Genomic DNA, 18,357 nt, shown 5'->3' with positions numbered 1-18,357 from the left:
GGCAAATATACTGATGTATGCCCTTCTCCCGCGCATATGCAAAGAATTCAATGTTATCCATTATTCCTTCGCAAACGTTGAAGAAATTCTTATAAGCATGCATTCTTATTGGAATTGGTTCAGTTTTTCAGCCCGCTTGCTATAAAGCATAACAAATAATTGATAATCGTGATCGGTTAAAAACCTGTAGATTGCCGCATATGAAGAACATCAAGATCATTGAGGTTAAATCGGAAATAGGCGCTGGTACGCGTGGCGCCAGCCTGGGAATAGATGCTATCAAGATTGCGGCGCTGGACTTCATGAGCAATTTTTTTGTACACTTTCCGTCCGAAATAATAGAAACTGAGAACAAGCTGTTATTTGAGCCGATAGAGTCCCCTTTTGCCAAAAGGATCAAAGGGATCTACAACATGTATGAGCGCATCAGCAAAAGCGTGTTTGATACGGTAAAGTCAAACTGGTTCCCGGTAGTATTATCCGGCGACCATAGCACCGCCGGCGCTACCATTGCCGGCCTTAAAATGGCGCACCCCAAAGCCAAGCTGGGGGTAATATGGATCGATGCCCATGCCGACCTGCATACCCCCTACACCACCCCTTCCGGCAACATGCACGGGATGCCGCTGGCTGCCTCCATTGCAGAAGACAACCTGGAATTTAAGGCCCACGAGCTGGATGATAATACCGCCAAAATGTGGAATGCCCTGAAGAATATCGGTAAAATATCGCCCAAGGTAATGCCGGAAGATATTGTGTTCATTTCCCTGCGGGATTATGAAAAGGAAGAAGACCACCTGATCAAAAAATACGGCATGAAGGTGATCACTACCAGCGAGGTAAGGCGCAAGGGCCCGGAGAACATTTCCCGCTCTGTATTCCGCTACCTGAGCGATTGTGATTACATCTACATTTCGTTTGACGTAGACAGCCTGGATGCTTCTATTTCCAGGGGCACCGGCACCCCGGTGAGCAACGGCCTGCGGGAAAGGGAAGCCGAAGACCTGATCGCCAAATTTATGCAGCACCGCAAGATCTGCTGCTTTGAAATAACGGAGGTAAACCCCACCCTGGACCGTGAGAACCTGATGGCGGAGATTGCGTTCAATATACTTCAGCGGAGTGTGAATGTGCTGATGGTTAATTAATAATTAAGAATGAATAACTAATAATCATAGGGCCAGGGTACGCTGAAGGGCTGTTGGTGCAAATTAGTTACCGTGTAGATTGCACACAAATGAAATCAGCTCAATTGAAATAATAGTGGTTCTTTAAAAACATGCCTCCATGATTATTAATTCTTAATTATTCATTATTAATTATTCAGGGATCCTGAAGTAGGCGATCAACCAGCTAACAACCTCGCTGTAGCTGTAAATGCCTTTTTCCTGTTTGTTGGCTTTCAGGTATTGATCATACAACAGCTGGGAATAATCATCCAGCGGGCCGCGGAACGAGCGGTAAAAATCAACTACATATTTATAGTCTGCCTTTATGCCGGGTACGGCGCGGCTCCATACCTCGCGGGCCAGTGCGGTATCGCGCCGGGCCAGCTGTCCGGTGCTGTACAGGAACATTTCCAGGTTGGCGGCATAACGGAAACGTATATCCGGCGAATGGTCGGCTACCAGGTAACCTACAAAGTTGGCGGTTTCCTCCGGCGCATATCCCAGCTGGTGGGCAATTTCATGGCAGGTGGTAAAAGGCTGGGTAAACCCGGGTGTGGTGGTATTCACCTGCGCCTCATTGGTAAAGGGATTTAAATAGCCCGTTACGCCCATATAATTAAGCCAATGGCTGTATATGGGCTTTTTTATGGAAGGATGCTTATACCGCAGCAGGGGCCATTTTACAGCGGCCTGTTCATACGCCAGGGCGGCGCGCCGGAACAGCCTGGCGCTGTCGGGGTCGGGAGCGGCAATACCATTGGTATCGCCCAAAGCGGCCTTTTGCTGGTTCACCTGCTGTAACAAGGTATCGGCCAGCTTATATAACTGGTTGGTATTGTAGGGTTTTACCTGCATTTGCAGCCCCATATCTGCAGCCAGCGAATGCCGGCGGTAGTTGTAACCCCACAGCAGCAGGAAGGCGAAATACACGCCCAGTAAGAATCCCAGGGCGTTCAACAACAGCAGGCCGGCGTGCTGCCAGCGGCCACGGAAGATATTATAACATAATTTTAACAAAAAAATGACCCCACCTATAACCCAGCCGGTATATATTAGATCGCCAACACTGAAAGGTATTGATCCTATGAGCCGTCTGAAGAAGGTACTGATCCAAACATATAGCCTATGAAAATAGAATGAAGTAAAGCCAGTACTGATCGAGAACAGCAGCTTAAACAACAAAAGGCAAAATACGGTCATACCTATACGCATAACCGATCTTTTAATCGCAGCTTTTATTTCCATAATAACCTATAACCGAAAAATGAAGGCAGATGCACTATTTCTAAACGAACTGTCTATACAACTATCTGCAAAACTGGCGGTGAAAATACAGATTAATCAGGCAGAAAGGATCAACGGTGGAGATATTAATGAAACCTACCGCCTGGATACCAATGAGGGCAACTGGTTCCTGAAAATTAACGATGGCCGCCGCTATCCCGATATGTTTGCCAAAGAATACAGCGGGCTGGATACCCTGCGTAAAACCAATACTTTTACGCTGCCGGAACCGGTATGTTACGGCAATATTCACAGCCGTGGTTTCCTGGTGACCAGCTTTATGAAAAAGGGCGGGGTTACCCATGATTTCTGGGAACAGTTCGCAGGCTCCCTCAGCAAGCTGCATCACAATACACAATCCTACTTCGGATTTCCTGAATCCAACTATATAGGTACGCTTAAACAGTTTAACACCCCCTATACTACCTGGCCGGTGTTCTATGCCTTTAACCGCCTGATGCCGCTGGTAAAGCAGGCCTATGACCGTTGTGTGCTGGAAAAGGCTACGGTTAAGCAGCTGGAGAAGCTATGCAAACGGCTGCCTGCTATTTTCCCGGAAGAGCCGCCGGCCCTGCTGCATGGCGATCTATGGTCCGGCAATTTTATGGTGGGCCCGGATGGTAAAGCCTGTATCTATGACCCGGCCGTGTATTACGGCCACCGGGAAATGGACCTGGCTATGACCCGCCTGTTCGGTGGTTTTGATACCCGCTTTTATTATGCTTATGAAAACATCTATCCCCTGGCTAACGGCTGGCAGCAGCGTATAGGCATTTGCCAGCTGTATCCCATGCTGGTACATGCGCTGTTATTTGGCGGCAACTATGTGGATAGTATTAAAGGAGTGCTGAAGGAGTGGGATTGATCACCTCCTCACCCCATGCTCTTTAATAAACGACAGCATTTTTACAAACTCATCTTCAATGATCGGGAAGTATTTGTTCATGTCGGCAGAGATGTCGGCATAAAGGGCTTCTATTTTCTCAACCGGATCCTCGGGATCTTCACGGAGGGTGTCTTCCATCTCCTGGATCTTATCTGTTAGCCAGGTAAGGCCTACCATGGCAAAGTTGGGTTTTAGCTTATGCACCTGGTTCTTCAGGCTTTCCAGGTCTTTTTCATGCACATAATTTTCCAGCTTGCGTACTTCCGTACGGATGGTTTTGATAAAGATCTCAAACAGATCCGCGGCGTAAGCAATATTGTTTTCATACAAAGTACGCAGGTACCTGGCATTCAGCTCCTGGTGGAACTCGTAACCATTAATGTGCAGCTCTTCTGCTTCCTCCATTATTAAGGCAGTTTCTTCTTCGTTCAGGTATTTGTTAAGTATTTGTAATAACTGATCCGGCGTATAAGGCTTTGTCAGGATATCTGTTATTCCAATAGTACGGGCCATGGTGGCGGTGCTTTCCATAGTTACTGCGGTGGTAGCTACAATAGGGGTGGCTACGTTAGGCAGCTTTTCGTCGGCGCGTATCCGTTTGGTCAGCTCAAATCCATCCATACCGGGTATGCGGATGTCCATCAGGATCAGGTCATACTGCCGGTTGTCCAGGAAATAAATAGCGTCGGGAGCATTGGTGGCCAGCTGGCAATGGATATGGTATTTTTCCAGCAGGCTAATGATGTAACGGAGGTTCATAGGATTATCCTCAATGACCAGTAACCTGGCCCCCCCGAAATCAATATGCCTGCGCCGCGGGCCGTACCGCACGCCGGATATTGCCGGTTTATTGGTGTCAATGAACGGAAGGTTGAATGAGAAACAGGTACTGTAGCCGGGATGTTCTTCTACCAGTATATTGCCGCCCTGCCTTTCTACCAGCTGTTTTGCGATGGCCAGTCCCAACCCGGTGCCACCGTAAATTTCACGGATCTCTTTTTCTGCCTGCTTATAGTTCTGAAAAACCAGCTCCAGTTTGTCCTTCCGGATGCCGATGCCGGTATCACAAACCCGGAACCGCACCCATAGTTTATTGTCCTGCCAGCTCTCCAGCGTGGCGGTTAGTATTATTTCCCCTTCTTTTGTGAACTTATCTGCATTCCCCAACAAATTCATCAGGATCTGGTTCAGCAGGAGGTCGTCTCCTACCAGCAGGTGTTGTAGCTGGGCATCTACCGTGGCGGAGATCTTAACCGGCCGCTGACCAATTTTCAGCTCAAAGGTATGCTTTAATGACTGGATTAGCTCACCCAGGTTAAATTCCCGCTGGTTCACCTGCAGCTCCCCTGCCTCTATACGGGAAATATCCAGTATATCGGTTATAAGGCCCAGCAGGATCCCGGAGGAGTGCTTAAGCGTTTTTACATATTCCAGCTGCCGCAGGTCCAGGTGGGTTTCTTCCAGCAGGTGGGCCATGCCAATGATCACATTCAGGGGGGTGCGTATTTCATGGCTCATATTGGCCAGGAACTCTTTCTGGTATTTCTGGGCATCTTCCGCATCCTGCCGGGCCCGTTCCAGCTCCCGCTGCAGCAGGCGGTTCCGGGTTACATCCACAATTTGCCAGATGCTGCCCTTGTACAGGCCATTTTCTGTCAGGGGCAGATAGCTGATCTCTATGGCGCGCCCGTCTATAAAGGTTACCGGCCAGCCATAATAAGGTTTCTGGCGCAGGCGCAGCTCCTTCATTTTCTCCTCAAACGCCTCCGGGTCAACAATATACGGGCGGAAAAAGCTGATAACTTCCTGGTAAGATTTATGCAGGATATATTCGCCGGCAGGCCCAATATCAAACGAACTGATCACAACAGGATTGACCCAGATCAGGTAATTTTGAGCATTGGTGATCAATACCCCGGCGCTGGTATTATGCAGAAATTCTGAGATGGGTAGGGAAAAGATAGCCTGTTCCTCCGAATTTGGCATATTGGCGGTTACAAAAGGTGTATTTCGGTGTCCCAGTCTAACTTTGGCCTTCATGGTTCATTTTTCACGGGATAGAGTGTACAAGGAAAATGTTTTCACAGACAGCAGCACAGGCTCTCGATGCATTGATAATCAACAAATTTAGGAAATTTTTACATTTACAATAATTTCGCTACCTTTGCATCCCTCTAAAAGTGGAGGACTGTTTTATAGGAAACGAGCCCTAGTTCTTTTCTTAAAAGTAAATAACTTTGCGCACGTTCCATCTGACTTTGACATCAAATTTTAATCAGATGAAATCACTCCGTGAATTTGATATAGCCTTTGTAGGACTGAAACCCGGAGTGCATGCCTTTCAGTACCAAATTACGGATAGTTTTTTTGAAAATTACGGTCCGCAGGATTTTAGTAACTGCAATGCAACGGTAAAGCTGCAATTTGACAAAAAAAGCAGCTTTTTCATGCTAAAATTCGAAATAGGCGGCACAGTAACGGTAATTTGTGACAGATGCGGGGCACCGTTTGAATTACAGCTTTGGGATGATTTTGACCAGGTAGTGAAGCTGGTAGAGAATCCGGATGAATTGGAAAGCGATGAAGATCCGGATGTGACCTACATCTCAAAAACAGAATCGCACTTTAATGTGGCCGATCTGATCTATGAGTTCATTAACCTCAGCATTCCCATGCAGCGCATCCATCCGGATGATGCCAGCGGGAAAAGCGGTTGTGATCCAAAGGTGCTGGATATGCTGGACAAAATGAACCAGCAGGCGGGAGATAATAAGAATCCAATTTGGAAAGACCTGGACAAGTTCCGGGAAAACTAATAATGATCTTAGATTTACGATTTTAGATTTTAGATTTAAATCGGATCGTAAATCGGGAATAAATAAAATTTACGATTTTAGATTTACGATCTTAGATTTTAAAATCGAAATAGTAAATCAAAGGCAATAAATCGTAAATCTGAAATCTAAAATCTGAAATCTTAAATTGATATACAATGCCAAATCCTAAACGCAGACACTCTCAGCAAAGATCCGCTAAGAGAAGAACGCATTACAAGGCTGTTGCGGATACTTTAAGCACTGATAGCGCAACCGGAGAAGTGCACCTGAGACATCGTGCTCATTGGGTAGAAGACAAATTATACTACAAAGGAAAGGTAGTGCTGGAGAAACAGAACAGCGCTAAATAATTTTACTTTCGTACCAGCGGGTATTAAGTTAATTACGAATTATTAAATTACGAATCACGAATTGGGATGAAGCGGATGGTTATCTTCGCTCTGTTTTGATTCGTAATTCGTAATTGATAAATTCGTAATTTTTGTGTATTCTACCTTAAGACAAACTAACGTTACAATGCGAATTGGGCTTGATATGATGGGAGGCGACTATGCCCCCCAGGAAGCAGTAAAAGGAGTAAAATTATTTTTAGAAACTGTTGCCACCAAAGCGCACCTGGTACTCTTAGGGGATGAACCAACCATCACCCCCCTGCTTGCAGAAGCGCAGATCCCTGCATCAGACTATACGATCGTACATGCCCCGCAGGTAATTGGCATGCATGAGCACCCTACCAAAGCACTCAAAGAAAAGCAACAATCCTCTATTGCCATCGGATTTCACCTTTTACAGAACGGGAAAATAGATGCCTTCATCAGCGCAGGTAATACCGGCGCCATGATGGTGGGCACCTTTTATTCCATTAAAGCCATAGAAGGCGTACAAAGGCCTACCATCAGCACCCCCGTTCCCCGGGAAGACGGTTCTTTTGGTTTGCTGCTGGATGTGGGCATTAATTCGGACTGTAAACCGGAGAACCTGGTACAGTTTGCCATACTGGGCTCCCTGTATGCAAAGCATATCCTGAAAAGGGATAACCCTACCGTGGGTTTGCTGAACATCGGGGAAGAGGAAGGCAAGGGCAACCTGCTGGCACAGGCCACCTATCCCCTGCTGAAAGAACATCCGCAGCTGAATTTTACCGGCAACATAGAAGGCCGCCATATTTTCAGCAACAAGGCAGATGTGATCGTATGTGAAGGGTTTACCGGCAACGTAGTGCTGAAAATGGCAGAATCGTTCCATGAGATAGCGGTAAAACGCAATATCCGGGATGAATACCTGGACCGTTTTAATTTTGAGACCTATGGCGGTACCCCGGTACTGGGCGTATCCCAGCCGGTGATCATTGGCCACGGCATTTCAGAAGCTGCAGCCTTTAAGAACATGATCACCCTGGCGCAGCAGATGATAGAGAGCAAGCTGCTGGACAAGATCAAAGAAAGCTTTAACGGAAAGCAGAGTTAAAACTCACTGCTGACTGCAAATAAGAAAAGAGCGTGCATCCTGTATGGATACACGCTCTTTTTTATTGAGCCTTCTGAAGAGGTTATCTGAATCCGCAGATCGCTGTTAATGCGCCAGCGCTGCTTTTTGCACGCCCTTCTGCAGCTTGTGATATTGCAGGTAAGACACCACCAGGATCCCCAGGAATACCAGCGGCATAACGCGGTTGGCCACCGGGTCGCCGGCAGCGGTATGCGCCATGAAGGCCGCAATAAAGGTAAAGGTGAACCCGGCATAGGTCCATTCCTTAATACGGGGCGCTACAGGCGCAAGCAGTAAAATAGCCCCTATAAGCTTGGCAATGGCCAGTTCTATCCGGAAATGATCAGGATAACCCAGGTGATGGAAACCTTCTGTAATGGCCGGCTGTGTTAAATAAGAATAGGCCGAAAAGGCCATCATTAAGGCCACAATTGCCGTGGTTATCCAGTAAATGATCTTTGTTGCTTTCATATTTCAGTAGATTTTCTGTTCCGTTAGTTTAGAAGAGCAAAACTAGGTATATTTGCTAACCATTTATTAGTACTATACGATAGGTTAGTAGTAACCTTTAGGTTAGTAAAAACTGTGAGATATGCCATTTGATACTTTAGAGGAAAAGCTCTTCACCGAACCGAAAACAGCAGTACAATGCAGCAATCACCTGCGGGCCGTGGGCGATGCGCTATACGTGATCGGCGGTAAGTGGAAGCTGCGCGTTATTATTGCCCTGGGGCATGGCCATAAACGTTTTAATGAGCTGCAACGCGCCATTGAGGGCATTTCGGCCCGGGTGCTTTCCAATGAGCTGAAAGAGCTGGAGCTGAACGGGTTTATAACCCGCACCGTGCATACCCAAACGCCGGTAGTAGTGGAGTACGAGCTTACCCCTTACAGCGCTACGCTGAAGAACGTGATGAGCGCGCTGGCAGAATGGGGCTACCAGCACCGGGAAAAGATCATTAACGGAAAATAACCTGCACGTAATAATATTCAGCCATTACGGTTACGGCCGTACGGGAATGCTAATGCTCTATTAAGGGCAGCTTTACAAAAAAGGTGGTGCCCGTATTAATGCGGGTCTCAAACCATATTTCCCCGCGGGCCTGCTCTACAATATTCTTACACATAGCCAGTCCCAGGCCGGTACCTGAGTTCTTGGTAGTAAAGTTGGGCACAAAAATACGGGACTGTATTTCCGGGGAAATGCCTTCACCATTATCCTGCACGCTTACAATTACCCACTGGCGGTCGTCCGTGGCCTGCATATGCATTACTATATTACCGCTCCTGCTTTCCGGAATAGCCTGTATGGCATTTTGCAGCAGGTTGGTGAACAGGCGGTTCATCTGCGTTTTATCTGCATACACATAATAAGGCTGTGTGGGCTCATCATAGTGGATGGCGCAGCCGGGCTGGCCCTGGTACAGCGCGTGCAGGGAATGCAACGTTTCATTAAGCAGCAGCACTTCGTTAACAGCTTCGCCTATACGTGAAAATGCAGAGAAGTCAGAGGCGATGTTGGAAAGGTGCTCAATCTGCTCCACCAATGTATGGGCTACATTGTTGGTAAGCTCCTTTACATTAGGACTATCATTCCCCACGGCCCGCTGTAAATACTGAATGCTGAGCTTCATGGGGGTGAGCGGGTTCTTGATCTCGTGGGCCACCTGCCGGGCCATTTCGCGCCAGGCCCCTTCCCTTTCGCTCTTGGCCAGCTTTACGGCGCTCACTTCCAGCTTGCGCACCATTTTGTTGTATTCCTTTACCAGCGCGCCTATTTCATCGTCTTTCTCCCACTCTATCTCATCGTTACGCTGGCCCAGGTTCACATGGCGCAGCTTTTCCGTTACCAGCGAGAACGACTTGGTAATTGAATTGGTGATGAGCAGCGCCAGCATACCGGCTATTAAAAAGATGAATGCATTAAAATTGATCAGGGCTACCAGGAAGTTGGAGATCTGCTGGTTCAGCTCCGTTTGCGTGGCAAAATACGGTACGTTGAGGTAGGCAAATACCTCTCCTTCCGGGTTGCGCAGGGGCACATAACCGGAAAGGTAGCGCATGCTGCCTATTTTTTCTTCCTGTATGAATTGTATACGGTTCAGGCGGAACATATGAAAATAGGCTGCCGGGTGCATTTTGCGGGATAACAGGCCTTTCTCCGTCATCAAGGGCTGTGTGCTTACTTCCAGGTTGCCATCCCGGTCATAAATGTTAATGTCCAGTGCACGGTCTTCCGCAATATCACTTACCGATGATTGCAGGCCGGATTGAAACACCGGATCGTACAGGTCCTCCAGCTCATCGAACATACGCTGGGTGTAAAACTCCTTTTCCACATCATGGGCTACCTCGTTCATGGTTTTGCTGAGGCGCTCCCGGTTCTCTGTTTCCGAACGGTTTATGAAGAACAGGATGGTGGTGCCCCCCAGGATGATGAATGCAAATACCACTACAAAGATGACAGTGCCATGCACTTTACGGCGGATGCTCACATCTACCAAGGCCCTTAGCTGCCCTATGCGCATGCGCGCTTTTACCAGCAGATCCAGCAGCCGGTAAATAACAATAATGAGCAGGAACAGGCAGAACATGTAGGCAAACAGCGTTATGAACTCAATAAAGCTGCGGCTTTCCTTTACCACCATCACCACCTTATCGCGCGAGGCCTTGTAAATGAGTACGGAATGGCCGTTCACCGTTTTCTCCGATACATCTGTTAAGGGTATATCGCTGTTATACAGCTTTATGGGAAAAGGGAAATCATTGTTATTGCTTACCAGGATGTTCTTATCATAAATAGCGTAGGAATAGGCGGCGGCTGATTCTTTCTCCGGATCGCTCAGTTCCCCGTCTACCAGCAGCTCGGGGTACAGCTTCTGCGGGTTTACCACGGCGGGTGTAAGCTCGTACACCATAGAGCCAATGATCACACTATCCCGGTAAAATACCTGTTTGCCGATATAGCTGTAATCATTAAAGCTGCGCTCATTGTAATACAGGTCATTATCATTGCCTACCTGGTCTGACTGCTGCAGGATGCGCGGGTTCAGCGAATACAGGCTGGCAGTATCGGAAGGGTATACGGGGTAGCCGTTCTCATCAAAGAAATAAAAGGTAAGATTAAAACGGCTCAGGTAACCTTTGAAATACTTCTGCTTCAGCTCATTTTCCAGCATTTCCCGTGGCAGCTGGCTGGAGCTGCGGCGGTCCTGGAAGAACAGCTGCATCAGCTCATCATCACTGGCATTGCGGTTCACATCATTCAGCAGCATTTCCAGGTAGGGATCGCGCTGTTTGGAGAGGTTAATGGCCAGGCGTTCCCGCTGGCTGAGCTCTTTTTTATTATTATAATACACCAGTACGGCGGAGGTAGTAACGGTAAGCAGCACCAGCCAGAATACAAAGGCTACGGTGGCCAGGCTGTTCTCGAAACGGGAGGAGAACATATCCAGCAGCATTACATAGAACAGCAGCCACAATACCATTACCGTGAAATACGGGATCTCAGGGTTATGAATGCGGAACAGCAGCCACAGGATGCCTACTGCGCCTAAGAAAATGTATTTAGTGCGGTGCCGCGACTGTGTAAGCTCATTCAGCAAAAAGTTAATGATCTGCGAAAAGAATAAAAAGCTAAAGGCTATAAAACCCAGTATGATGAAGCCTATGAGGCTGTATTCATTGAGGCTGAAAGGGTTGGTTACGTCAAAGGAGATCTTGGAATCTATCACCAAACTTTGGATCAGCTCTGACAGGAACTGGCCTACAATAAACATTACCAGGCTGGCCAGGGCAATCACCAGCCACGACTGCCATTTGTGCCTGAGCGCCGGCGCATTAATGGTTTTTACGTGCTCCCGGAAGAACAGCAGCATCCAGAAGGTGAGCAATACGTTCAGCAACAGATCGCCCAGGGAATGAAAGATCTCATCCTTGGCGTAAATATAGGGCATGAAGATATTGAGGGCCCGCAGGTTAAACGGGAAGGGGTATACGTAGCTTAGTACACGCAGCGTGCCTACCATGAACAGCAGGTACAGGAATCCCATGAGGGGGTTCTTATGCCGGGCCAGCAGCGTGGCAAAAAGGTTCAGGAATATAAGCACGCAGATACAGCCCAGCACCCGCAGTATAACGCTAAGCAGGTTGGGCGGGCTTGCATCCAGCGCGGGATCGTAGTACAGGTAAAATAAAATGATGTTCCTGTTATTGAGCACCGGTATGCCCGGCGGGCGCATTTGTATGCTGTATTCCTTGCCCAGGGCCGGCTTATCAAAAAAGTGATCTACCAGGTAATCATTGCTGATGCTGTATTCCATGGCCACCGGCAGCAGTCCTACCAGGTAGCGGCTATGCCCCGGGGGGCCGGGTAATTTGCGGCACAACACCTCGTAATAACCGTTCTTGAGCTTTGCGAAGCCGGAGCCTTGTTTCAAAGGCTGCAGGTCATCGGGCTGTACCAGGTTGGTGCTCCAGAACAGCAGCCAGCGGCCGGCGGCAGTACTGTCATATGCATATACGTAGTAGTCGCGGTTGTGCAGCATTTTCAGCTCCTGCTCATTATAATTGCGCTGAAAAAGGTGCCGCATGGTGAGCGTATCGGCTGCCAGCTCCTCAAAGGAAAGCTCCCGGTTATGCAGGCTTCTTTCCAGGCTGCGCTTTACCCCCTGCGGGGATGAGTAGTACGACCAGTAATTGCTGAACAAAAAAGCAAAGGTGAATAACCATGCGGCTATGATCAGCAGGTAACCGTGCCGCAGGAAAAAAAGGCGTATTTCTTTAATGTCTAACATGAAATCAATGTGCGAATATGCAAATGTGCAGATATGCAGATGATGAAAAAATGTGTGGTTTCAGTTGTATGCATGCCTTATTATTATGGTGCATTCCCCCATTTGCACATTTGCACATCTGCAAATTTGCATATTATTCTTTTGTTTTTACCTCGTTCCATAACCCGTCCATTTCGGTGAGGGTCATGTCGGAGAGCTGGCGCCCCTGTTGTGCGGCCAGGGTTTCCATTTGCTGAAAGCGGCGTATGAACTTTTTATTGGTGCGCTCCAGGGCATTTTCTGCATCTACTTTCAAAAAGCGGGAGTAGTTGACCAGGGAAAACAGCAGGTCGCCAAATTCATCTTCCACCTCCTGCTGGTTGCCGGTTTGCAGGGCTTCCTGCAGCTCCTGCAGCTCTTCCTGCACCTTATCCATTACCTGCTGCGTGTTATCCCATTCAAAGCCCACCTGTTTGGCTTTCTCCTGCAGGCGCATGGCTTTTACCAGTGCCGGCAGGGATACGGGTACGCCGCTGAGGGTGGACTTCTTCCCTTCTTTCAGCTTCAGCTTTTCCCAGTTCTGTTTTACCTGCTCTTCATTTTCTACCTCCACATCGCCATAAATATGCGGGTGCCGGTGAATGAGCTTGTTACAGATACCGGTAATAACATCGTCTATGGTGAACTGCTGCTGCTCTGTGCCTATTTTGGCGTAGAACACAATGTGCAGCAGGAGGTCGCCCAGCTCCTCTTTTATTGATTTCCAGTCGTTTTCTGTGATGGCATCGGCCAGCTCGTACATTTCTTCAATGGTAAGCTGCCGGAGTGATTGCAGGGTTTGTTTCCGGTCCCAGGGGCATTTTTCCCGGAGATCGTCCATGATGTTGAGCAGCTGCTGAAAGGAGGCGGTTTTTAGCATTTCCATTGGATAAATGTAGTAAAAATAGTCCACGGACTACAGGCAGTGCGGGAGTCCATGGTCCATTGCACAGTGCGCGGGAGAAGGGGGTGCGTGGGATGAGGGCCATGGTTATGGTCGATGGCCAGATGTGAGGGAAAGGTGGTGAGAAGTAATAGCGGGTTCATGGCAGATGGCATAGTGTGTGCGGGAAAGCGGGGCAGGAAAGCTGATGAATGTAACTGGTTGGCAGTGAGGCGGTGTTTATTTGCAATTGGGAGTTCTAGGCGCAGCTATACGTTATATAAGACTGGAATACTCTGTGAACTGTTACCACCGCGCACCCGGCTATGGACCATCGACCATGGACCATGGACACAGGCGCCTCCGGCCGCCTGTTAACAACTTTCGATTGCCGTAAAAGCCAATTTAGTTACATTTGCGACCGGTTTTTACAAAAGCCTTACTTTTTAATTATTCTTTATTAGTTAATTCATGAATACCAAACACATCGCACTCATTTCAGCGGAATTAGGTATTGCTGCCAGGCAGGCAGAAAATACCATGAACTTGTTGGCAGAAGGCGCTACGGTACCTTTTATCAGCCGCTACCGGAAAGAGGTAACCGGCAGCCTGGATGAAGTGCAGATCGCCCGTATTGAAGATCTGAAAAAGCGCTACCAGGAAGTGGATGAACGCCGTGAGTTTATCATTAAAACTATTACGGAACAGGAAAAAATGACCCCGGAGCTGCTGGGCAAGCTGGAAGCTAGCTGGAACCTTACGGAACTGGAGGACATGTACCTGCCTTACAAACCCAAACGTAAAACCCGCGCTACCACCGCCATTGAAAAAGGCCTGGAGCCCCTGGCCAAAATTATTTTTGAGCAGGGAGATATTGCGCCGGATACCCTGGCTGCCGAATATGTAAATGATAAAGTTGCTTCTGCAGATGAAGCCCTGAAAGGCGCCCGCGATATTATTGCCGAATGGATCAATGAGAATGCGGAGCTGCGTGATAAGCTGCGTAAGCTGTTCACCCACACCGCGGTGCTTACCTCCAAAGTAATAGAAGGTAAAGAAGAAGAAGGACAGAAATACAAAGACTACTTTGATTTCCAGGAAGAGCTGCCTGCTATCCCCTCCCACCGGGTACTGGCCATCCTGCGGGGGGAAACAGAAGGCTTCCTGTACGCCACCGTAATGCCGGTGGAAGATGAAGCCCTGGAGATCATCCAGAAACAATTTGTGAAAGGCAGCCCTGCGGCCCGGGAACAAATGAACAAGGCTATAACGGATGCGTATAAACGCCTGCTGCGCCCCTCCCTGGAAAACGAGTTCCGCGCGCTGGCCAAAGAAAAGGCGGATACCGAAGCTATTGACGTATTTGCTGAAAACCTGCGCCAGCTGCTGCTGGCAGCCCCGCTGGGCCCCAAAGGCGTAATAGCCATTGACCCGGGTTACCGTACCGGCTGTAAAGTAGTGGCGCTGGATGAGCAGGGCAATATGCAGGATAACGATGTAATATATCCCCTGGAAAAGAACTACAAACGCGATGAAGCTGAAGCCCTGCTGAAAAAATGGGCCAAACAATATAACACCCTGGCCATTGCCGTAGGTAATGGTACTGCCGGCCGTGAAACAGAGGAGTTTGTGAAGAAGATAGACTTCGGCACCAAGATCAATGTATTTATGGTGAATGAAAGCGGCGCATCCGTATACTCCGCTTCAGAAGTGGCCCGTGAGGAATTCCCGGACCATGATGTTACCGTACGCGGTGCAGTATCCATCGGCCGCAGGCTCATAGACCCGCTGGCAGAGCTGGTGAAAATTGATCCCAAATCCATTGGTGTGGGACAGTACCAGCACGATGTGAACCAGTCGCACCTGAAACAAAGCCTTGACCGCGTAGTGGTAAGCTGCGTGAACAATGTGGGCGTAAACCTGAACACCGCCTCCAAACACCTGCTGGCCTATATCTCCGGCCTGGGGCCTTCCCTGGCGGAAAACATTGTGAAGTACCGTAAAGAGAACGGCGCATTCAAGAGCCGGGCAGCGCTGAAGAAAGTACCCCGCCTGGGCGAAAAAGCTTTTGAACAGTGCGCGGGCTTCCTGCGCATTGAAAATGGCGATAACCCGCTGGATAACTCTGCCGTGCACCCGGAACGTTATGGCCTGATAGAAGCCATGGCAGCCAAACAACAGTGCAGCGTGCAGGACCTGATGGCCAAGGAAGAGCTGCGTAAAAAGATAAACCCGAAAGAATACGTGAGTGAAGAAGTTGGCTTGCTTACGCTGGAAGACATTCTCAAAGAGCTGGATAAACCCAGCCGCGACCCGCGCGATGAAATAGCCATCTTTGAATATGCAGAAGGCATTCACAAGATAGAGGACGTAAAACCCGGTATGACGCTGCCCGGCGTAGTAACCAACATCACCGCCTTTGGCGCTTTTGTGGATATTGGCGTTAAGCAGGATGGGCTGGTGCACATTTCCCACCTCTCCAACAAATTTGTGGGCAACCCTAACGAGGTGGTGAAGCTGAACCAGAAAGTAACGGTAACGGTGCTGGAAGTTGATGCCTCCCGCAAGCGCATTTCCTTATCGATGAAAGATAATGAAGCGCCGGCAACCGGCGGCAGCAGCGGCGGCGGTGGTGCCCGCAAGGAACGCCGCGATAATAACAGCGGTGGTAATAAACCTGCCGGTAAGCAGGCTGCAGCAGCGCCGCTGAATGATTTTCAGGCTAAGCTGCAGGAATTAAAAAAGAAGTTTCATTAGTTCCTTTTTGCTTCCCCAAAAAGGAACCAAAAAGGGGCCCCGCAACCGGTTACCGCCCGGTTGCGGAGTGGTGCCTTGATTAAGCTTTTTTGCTACTGTGGTGCCAAGCTTGGGGGCCTTGATGATTGGGATTGATAATTGTGATATTAGAATATAAAATGTAAAGGGAATGTAGTATGATCGCTGCATTCCCTTTTGCATTTATGATTTTACATTTGAAATTTTACATTCTTATTTCAGCAGCGTTCTTAAGAACACGCCAATATCCTCCCCTTCCAGTATTACGCTTACTTTGGTCATGTTAATGGCTTGCTGGGGCATGTAGCCTACTTCTGCGGTGGCGGGCTGCTGTGCAATGGTGAAGCCGCCTGCATCGGCAATGTTCTTTAGCCCCACCGCGCCATCGGCATTGGCGCCGGATAATAATACCCCTACTAACGCAGGCCCGTATACGAGGGCGGCCGATTCAAAGGTTACATCTATGCTGGGGCGGCTGTAGTGCACCTTTTCAGAGGCATCCAGTGAAAAGGTATATTCGTTTTCCAGCAGCAAATGATAATCCGGCGGGGCTATGTAAATGGTGCCTGGTAAAATAAGCTCCTTATCCTCCACCTCCTTTACTACCAGGGTTGTCTGAGAGGAGAGCAGATCGGTTAAAATGGAATCGCCGCTTTTGCCGCGGTGCACTACCACTACAAAGGCAACATCTACCGACTCCTGTACGGCAGCTACTATCTTCAGGATACTATCCAGGCTGCCGGCGGAGCCGCCGATCACCACCATCTTATATTTGCTTACATCACCTTGCGCCATATTCTTTCCCTGTTTTCCAATTGTTTAAACTTACGGGCTATGGGGCTAAAGCGCAGGTTCTCCTTGGAACCCAGCACCAGGAAACCCAGCTTTTCCAGGCTGTCGTCAAATAATGTGAGCACATTATCCTGCAGGTACTTATCAAAATAAATGAGCACGTTGCGGCAAAAGATAAGTACAAATTCGTTGAATGAGCGGTCAGAGACCAGGTTGTGCGTGGCTACGATCATCTTGGCCTTTAAGCGGTCGTCGAACTTGGCCCAGTTGTATTTGGCGGTGTAATACTTTGAAAAGTCGTGCTTACCGCCGGATAGAATATAATTCTCCGAGTATTGTTTCATTTCACTGATCGGGAACACGCCTTTGCGGATGTTCTCAATGGCCGTTGGGTTCAGGTCTGTTGCATACAGCAGTGATTTATGCAGCAGGTTAGCTTCATCCAGCAGAATGGCCATGGAATATACTTCCTCCCCGGTGGCGCAGCCGGCGTGCCAGATGCGGATAAAGGGATGCGTGGCCAGTATGGGCAGCACCTCTTCCCGGATGGTCTTAAACACCTGGGGATCGCGGAACATTTCCGTTACGTTCACCGTTAGCTCCTCCACCATACGGGTAAGGTAGGCAGGATCCTGGCGTACGCGGTATAACAGCTCAGCAAAGCTGGGGAAGCGGTCTATGATCATGAGGCGGCTCACCCTTCTTTTTAAAGAAGCGCGGGCGTAGTTGGTAAAATCGTAGCCGTAGCTGCGGTACAATTCGTCCAGCAGCAGGTCCAGCTCTTCATCCTTCACACTATTTTCCATTTTATCATGCATACTCATCCAGCAGCTGCTGCAGTTTATCTATGTCAACAGGTTTTGAGATATAGCCATCTGCACCGGCGGCCAGGCATTTATCCTTATCGCCGGCCATGGCCTGTGCGGTAACGGCTATTACCGGCAGGTGCTGCCATTGGGGCGATGCTTTGAGAATGGGAATGGCTTCATACCCATCCATATCCGGCATCATCATATCCATTAAAACAATGCCAATGGTATTTTCTGCTGTCAGCAAGTCAAATGCTTCCTGCATACCGGTGGCGGTTACACACTGAAATCCCCTGGCTTTCAGCACTGCGCTGAGGGCAAAAATATTCCTGCTGTCGTCGTCTATTATTAATATGCTGCGCATTCCCTTTTATTTGCTTTTGGAGTTATTCATATAGCCATACCCGTAACAGGGATACCAGCTGGTCCACATCCACCGGTTTGGTAATGTAGTCTGATGCGCCTGCATTAATACACTTTTCGCGGTCGCCGGTCATGGCTTTGGCGGTTACGGCTATTACCGGCAGGTTGCGGTACTTATGGATCTGCCGGATGCGGCGGGTGGCTTCATATCCATCCATTTCGGGCATCATCATATCCATGAGCACCAGGTCTACATT

16 protein-coding genes are annotated in these 18,357 nt (G+C 48.7%); 7 read left to right on the top strand and 9 right to left on the bottom strand.

The genetic code is table 11. The features are described 5' to 3' along the window. Nucleotides 1–200: 200 nt before the first annotated feature. Nucleotides 201–1,148, top strand: a complete 948-nt coding sequence (locus VIM87_RS00430) for an arginase (RefSeq protein ID WP_331995053.1) — start codon at nt 201–203, stop codon at nt 1,146–1,148. 171 nt (nt 1,149–1,319) lie between these two features. Here VIM87_RS00430 and VIM87_RS00425 read toward each other — a convergent pair whose 3' ends face one another. Then, complete coding sequence (locus tag VIM87_RS00425; RefSeq protein WP_331995054.1) at nt 1,320–2,369, bottom strand: DUF3810 domain-containing protein; 1,050 nt, start codon at nt 2,367–2,369, stop codon at nt 1,320–1,322. Nucleotides 2,370–2,433: 64 nt separating this feature from the next. Between VIM87_RS00425 and VIM87_RS00420 the strand changes: the two genes are divergently transcribed. Next, the gene (locus tag VIM87_RS00420; RefSeq protein WP_331995052.1) at nt 2,434–3,318 is read left to right on the top strand and encodes a fructosamine kinase family protein; all 885 of its coding nucleotides are present in this window, start codon (nt 2,434–2,436) and stop codon (nt 3,316–3,318) included. Here the strand turns inward: VIM87_RS00420 and VIM87_RS00415 are convergent, their stop codons facing one another. Then, nucleotides 3,319–5,325 (bottom strand): response regulator, encoded by a 2,007-nt coding sequence (locus tag VIM87_RS00415; protein ID WP_331995051.1) that lies wholly within the window; start codon nt 5,323–5,325, stop codon nt 3,319–3,321. It lies immediately after the preceding gene. Between the two features lie 293 nt (nt 5,326–5,618). Here VIM87_RS00415 and VIM87_RS00410 point away from each other — a divergent pair, with 293 nt between their 5' ends. From VIM87_RS00410 to plsX, 3 genes are all read left to right on the top strand, one after another. Beyond that, nucleotides 5,619–6,155, top strand: coding sequence for a DUF177 domain-containing protein (locus tag VIM87_RS00410; protein ID WP_331995050.1), 537 nt, complete (start codon nt 5,619–5,621; stop codon nt 6,153–6,155). Between the two features lie 176 nt (nt 6,156–6,331). Further along, nucleotides 6,332–6,526, top strand: a complete 195-nt coding sequence (gene rpmF, locus VIM87_RS00405; RefSeq protein WP_089915028.1) for a 50S ribosomal protein L32 — start codon at nt 6,332–6,334, stop codon at nt 6,524–6,526. 166 nt (nt 6,527–6,692) lie between these two features. Continuing rightward, the gene (gene plsX / locus VIM87_RS00400; protein WP_331995049.1) at nt 6,693–7,643 is read left to right on the top strand and encodes a phosphate acyltransferase PlsX; all 951 of its coding nucleotides are present in this window, start codon (nt 6,693–6,695) and stop codon (nt 7,641–7,643) included. A 105-nt stretch (nt 7,644–7,748) separates the two neighbouring features. Here the strand turns inward: plsX and VIM87_RS00395 are convergent, their stop codons facing one another. Next, the gene (locus VIM87_RS00395) at nt 7,749–8,135 is read right to left on the bottom strand and encodes a DoxX family protein (protein WP_331995048.1); all 387 of its coding nucleotides are present in this window, start codon (nt 8,133–8,135) and stop codon (nt 7,749–7,751) included. 121 nt (nt 8,136–8,256) lie between these two features. Here VIM87_RS00395 and VIM87_RS00390 point away from each other — a divergent pair, with 121 nt between their 5' ends. Next, complete coding sequence (locus VIM87_RS00390; RefSeq protein ID WP_331995047.1) at nt 8,257–8,637, top strand: helix-turn-helix domain-containing protein; 381 nt, start codon at nt 8,257–8,259, stop codon at nt 8,635–8,637. A 49-nt stretch (nt 8,638–8,686) separates the two neighbouring features. On the opposite strand, the gene VIM87_RS00385 is transcribed toward VIM87_RS00390, so the two are convergent. Together VIM87_RS00385 and mazG are read right to left on the bottom strand one after the other, a co-directional pair. Further along, on the bottom strand, nt 8,687–12,460 hold the full coding sequence (locus VIM87_RS00385; protein WP_331995046.1) for a HAMP domain-containing sensor histidine kinase: 3,774 nt from the start codon (nt 12,458–12,460) through the stop codon (nt 8,687–8,689). 133 nt (nt 12,461–12,593) lie between these two features. Continuing rightward, nucleotides 12,594–13,358, bottom strand: a complete 765-nt coding sequence (gene mazG, locus VIM87_RS00380; protein ID WP_331995045.1) for a nucleoside triphosphate pyrophosphohydrolase — start codon at nt 13,356–13,358, stop codon at nt 12,594–12,596. Between the two features lie 474 nt (nt 13,359–13,832). On the opposite strand from mazG, the gene VIM87_RS00375 reads away from it, so the two are divergent. After that, nucleotides 13,833–16,118 (top strand): Tex family protein, encoded by a 2,286-nt coding sequence (locus VIM87_RS00375; RefSeq protein ID WP_331995044.1) that lies wholly within the window; start codon nt 13,833–13,835, stop codon nt 16,116–16,118. Nucleotides 16,119–16,349: 231 nt separating this feature from the next. Here VIM87_RS00375 and VIM87_RS00370 read toward each other — a convergent pair whose 3' ends face one another. From VIM87_RS00370 to VIM87_RS00355, 4 genes are all read right to left on the bottom strand, one after another. Continuing rightward, nucleotides 16,350–16,931: a chemotaxis protein CheB gene (locus VIM87_RS00370; protein WP_331995043.1), complete on the bottom strand. Its 582-nt coding sequence runs from the start codon at nt 16,929–16,931 to the stop codon at nt 16,350–16,352. Then, nucleotides 16,913–17,752 carry a protein-glutamate O-methyltransferase CheR gene (locus tag VIM87_RS00365; protein ID WP_331995042.1) on the bottom strand — a complete coding sequence of 280 codons (840 nt, stop codon included), beginning with the start codon at nt 17,750–17,752 and terminating at the stop codon, nt 16,913–16,915. Before VIM87_RS00365 ends, VIM87_RS00370 begins: the two co-directional genes overlap by 19 nt. Further along, a complete protein-coding gene (locus VIM87_RS00360) occupies nt 17,739–18,101 on the bottom strand; it encodes a response regulator (protein WP_331995041.1) in 363 nt (120 codons plus the stop codon). Before VIM87_RS00360 ends, VIM87_RS00365 begins: the two co-directional genes overlap by 14 nt. A gap of 22 nt (nt 18,102–18,123) precedes the next feature. After that, nucleotides 18,124–18,357 (bottom strand): response regulator (locus tag VIM87_RS00355; protein ID WP_331995040.1); only part of this gene is annotated, 234 nt, incomplete at its 5' end.

It is taken from the genome of Chitinophaga sp. (assembly GCF_036569125.1).
Lineage (GTDB): Bacteria > Bacteroidota > Bacteroidia > Chitinophagales > Chitinophagaceae > Chitinophaga.
The sequence above is the reverse complement of the archived record's forward strand: the minus strand, read 5'-3'. Positions and strand labels throughout refer to the sequence as shown.

What these genes read in the sequence shown, in the direction of transcription:
- VIM87_RS00430 (WP_331995053.1), top strand. Translation starts at nt 201, where the DNA reads ATGAAGAACATCAAGATCATTGAGGTTAAATCGGAAATAGGCGCTGGT.
- VIM87_RS00425 (WP_331995054.1), bottom strand. Translation starts at nt 2,369, where the DNA reads ATGACCGTATTTTGCCTTTTGTTGTTTAAGCTGCTGTTCTCGATCAGT.
- VIM87_RS00420 (WP_331995052.1), top strand. Translation starts at nt 2,434, where the DNA reads ATGAAGGCAGATGCACTATTTCTAAACGAACTGTCTATACAACTATCT.
- VIM87_RS00415 (WP_331995051.1), bottom strand. Translation starts at nt 5,325, where the DNA reads ATGCCAAATTCGGAGGAACAGGCTATCTTTTCCCTACCCATCTCAGAA.
- VIM87_RS00410 (WP_331995050.1), top strand. Translation starts at nt 5,619, where the DNA reads ATGAAATCACTCCGTGAATTTGATATAGCCTTTGTAGGACTGAAACCC.
- rpmF (WP_089915028.1), top strand. Translation starts at nt 6,332, where the DNA reads ATGCCAAATCCTAAACGCAGACACTCTCAGCAAAGATCCGCTAAGAGA.
- plsX (WP_331995049.1), top strand. Translation starts at nt 6,693, where the DNA reads ATGCGAATTGGGCTTGATATGATGGGAGGCGACTATGCCCCCCAGGAA.
- VIM87_RS00395 (WP_331995048.1), bottom strand. Translation starts at nt 8,135, where the DNA reads ATGAAAGCAACAAAGATCATTTACTGGATAACCACGGCAATTGTGGCC.
- VIM87_RS00390 (WP_331995047.1), top strand. Translation starts at nt 8,257, where the DNA reads ATGCCATTTGATACTTTAGAGGAAAAGCTCTTCACCGAACCGAAAACA.
- VIM87_RS00385 (WP_331995046.1), bottom strand. Translation starts at nt 12,460, where the DNA reads ATGTTAGACATTAAAGAAATACGCCTTTTTTTCCTGCGGCACGGTTAC.
- mazG (WP_331995045.1), bottom strand. Translation starts at nt 13,358, where the DNA reads ATGCTAAAAACCGCCTCCTTTCAGCAGCTGCTCAACATCATGGACGAT.
- VIM87_RS00375 (WP_331995044.1), top strand. Translation starts at nt 13,833, where the DNA reads ATGAATACCAAACACATCGCACTCATTTCAGCGGAATTAGGTATTGCT.
- VIM87_RS00370 (WP_331995043.1), bottom strand. Translation starts at nt 16,931, where the DNA reads ATGGCGCAAGGTGATGTAAGCAAATATAAGATGGTGGTGATCGGCGGC.
- VIM87_RS00365 (WP_331995042.1), bottom strand. Translation starts at nt 17,752, where the DNA reads ATGAGTATGCATGATAAAATGGAAAATAGTGTGAAGGATGAAGAGCTG.
- VIM87_RS00360 (WP_331995041.1), bottom strand. Translation starts at nt 18,101, where the DNA reads ATGCGCAGCATATTAATAATAGACGACGACAGCAGGAATATTTTTGCC.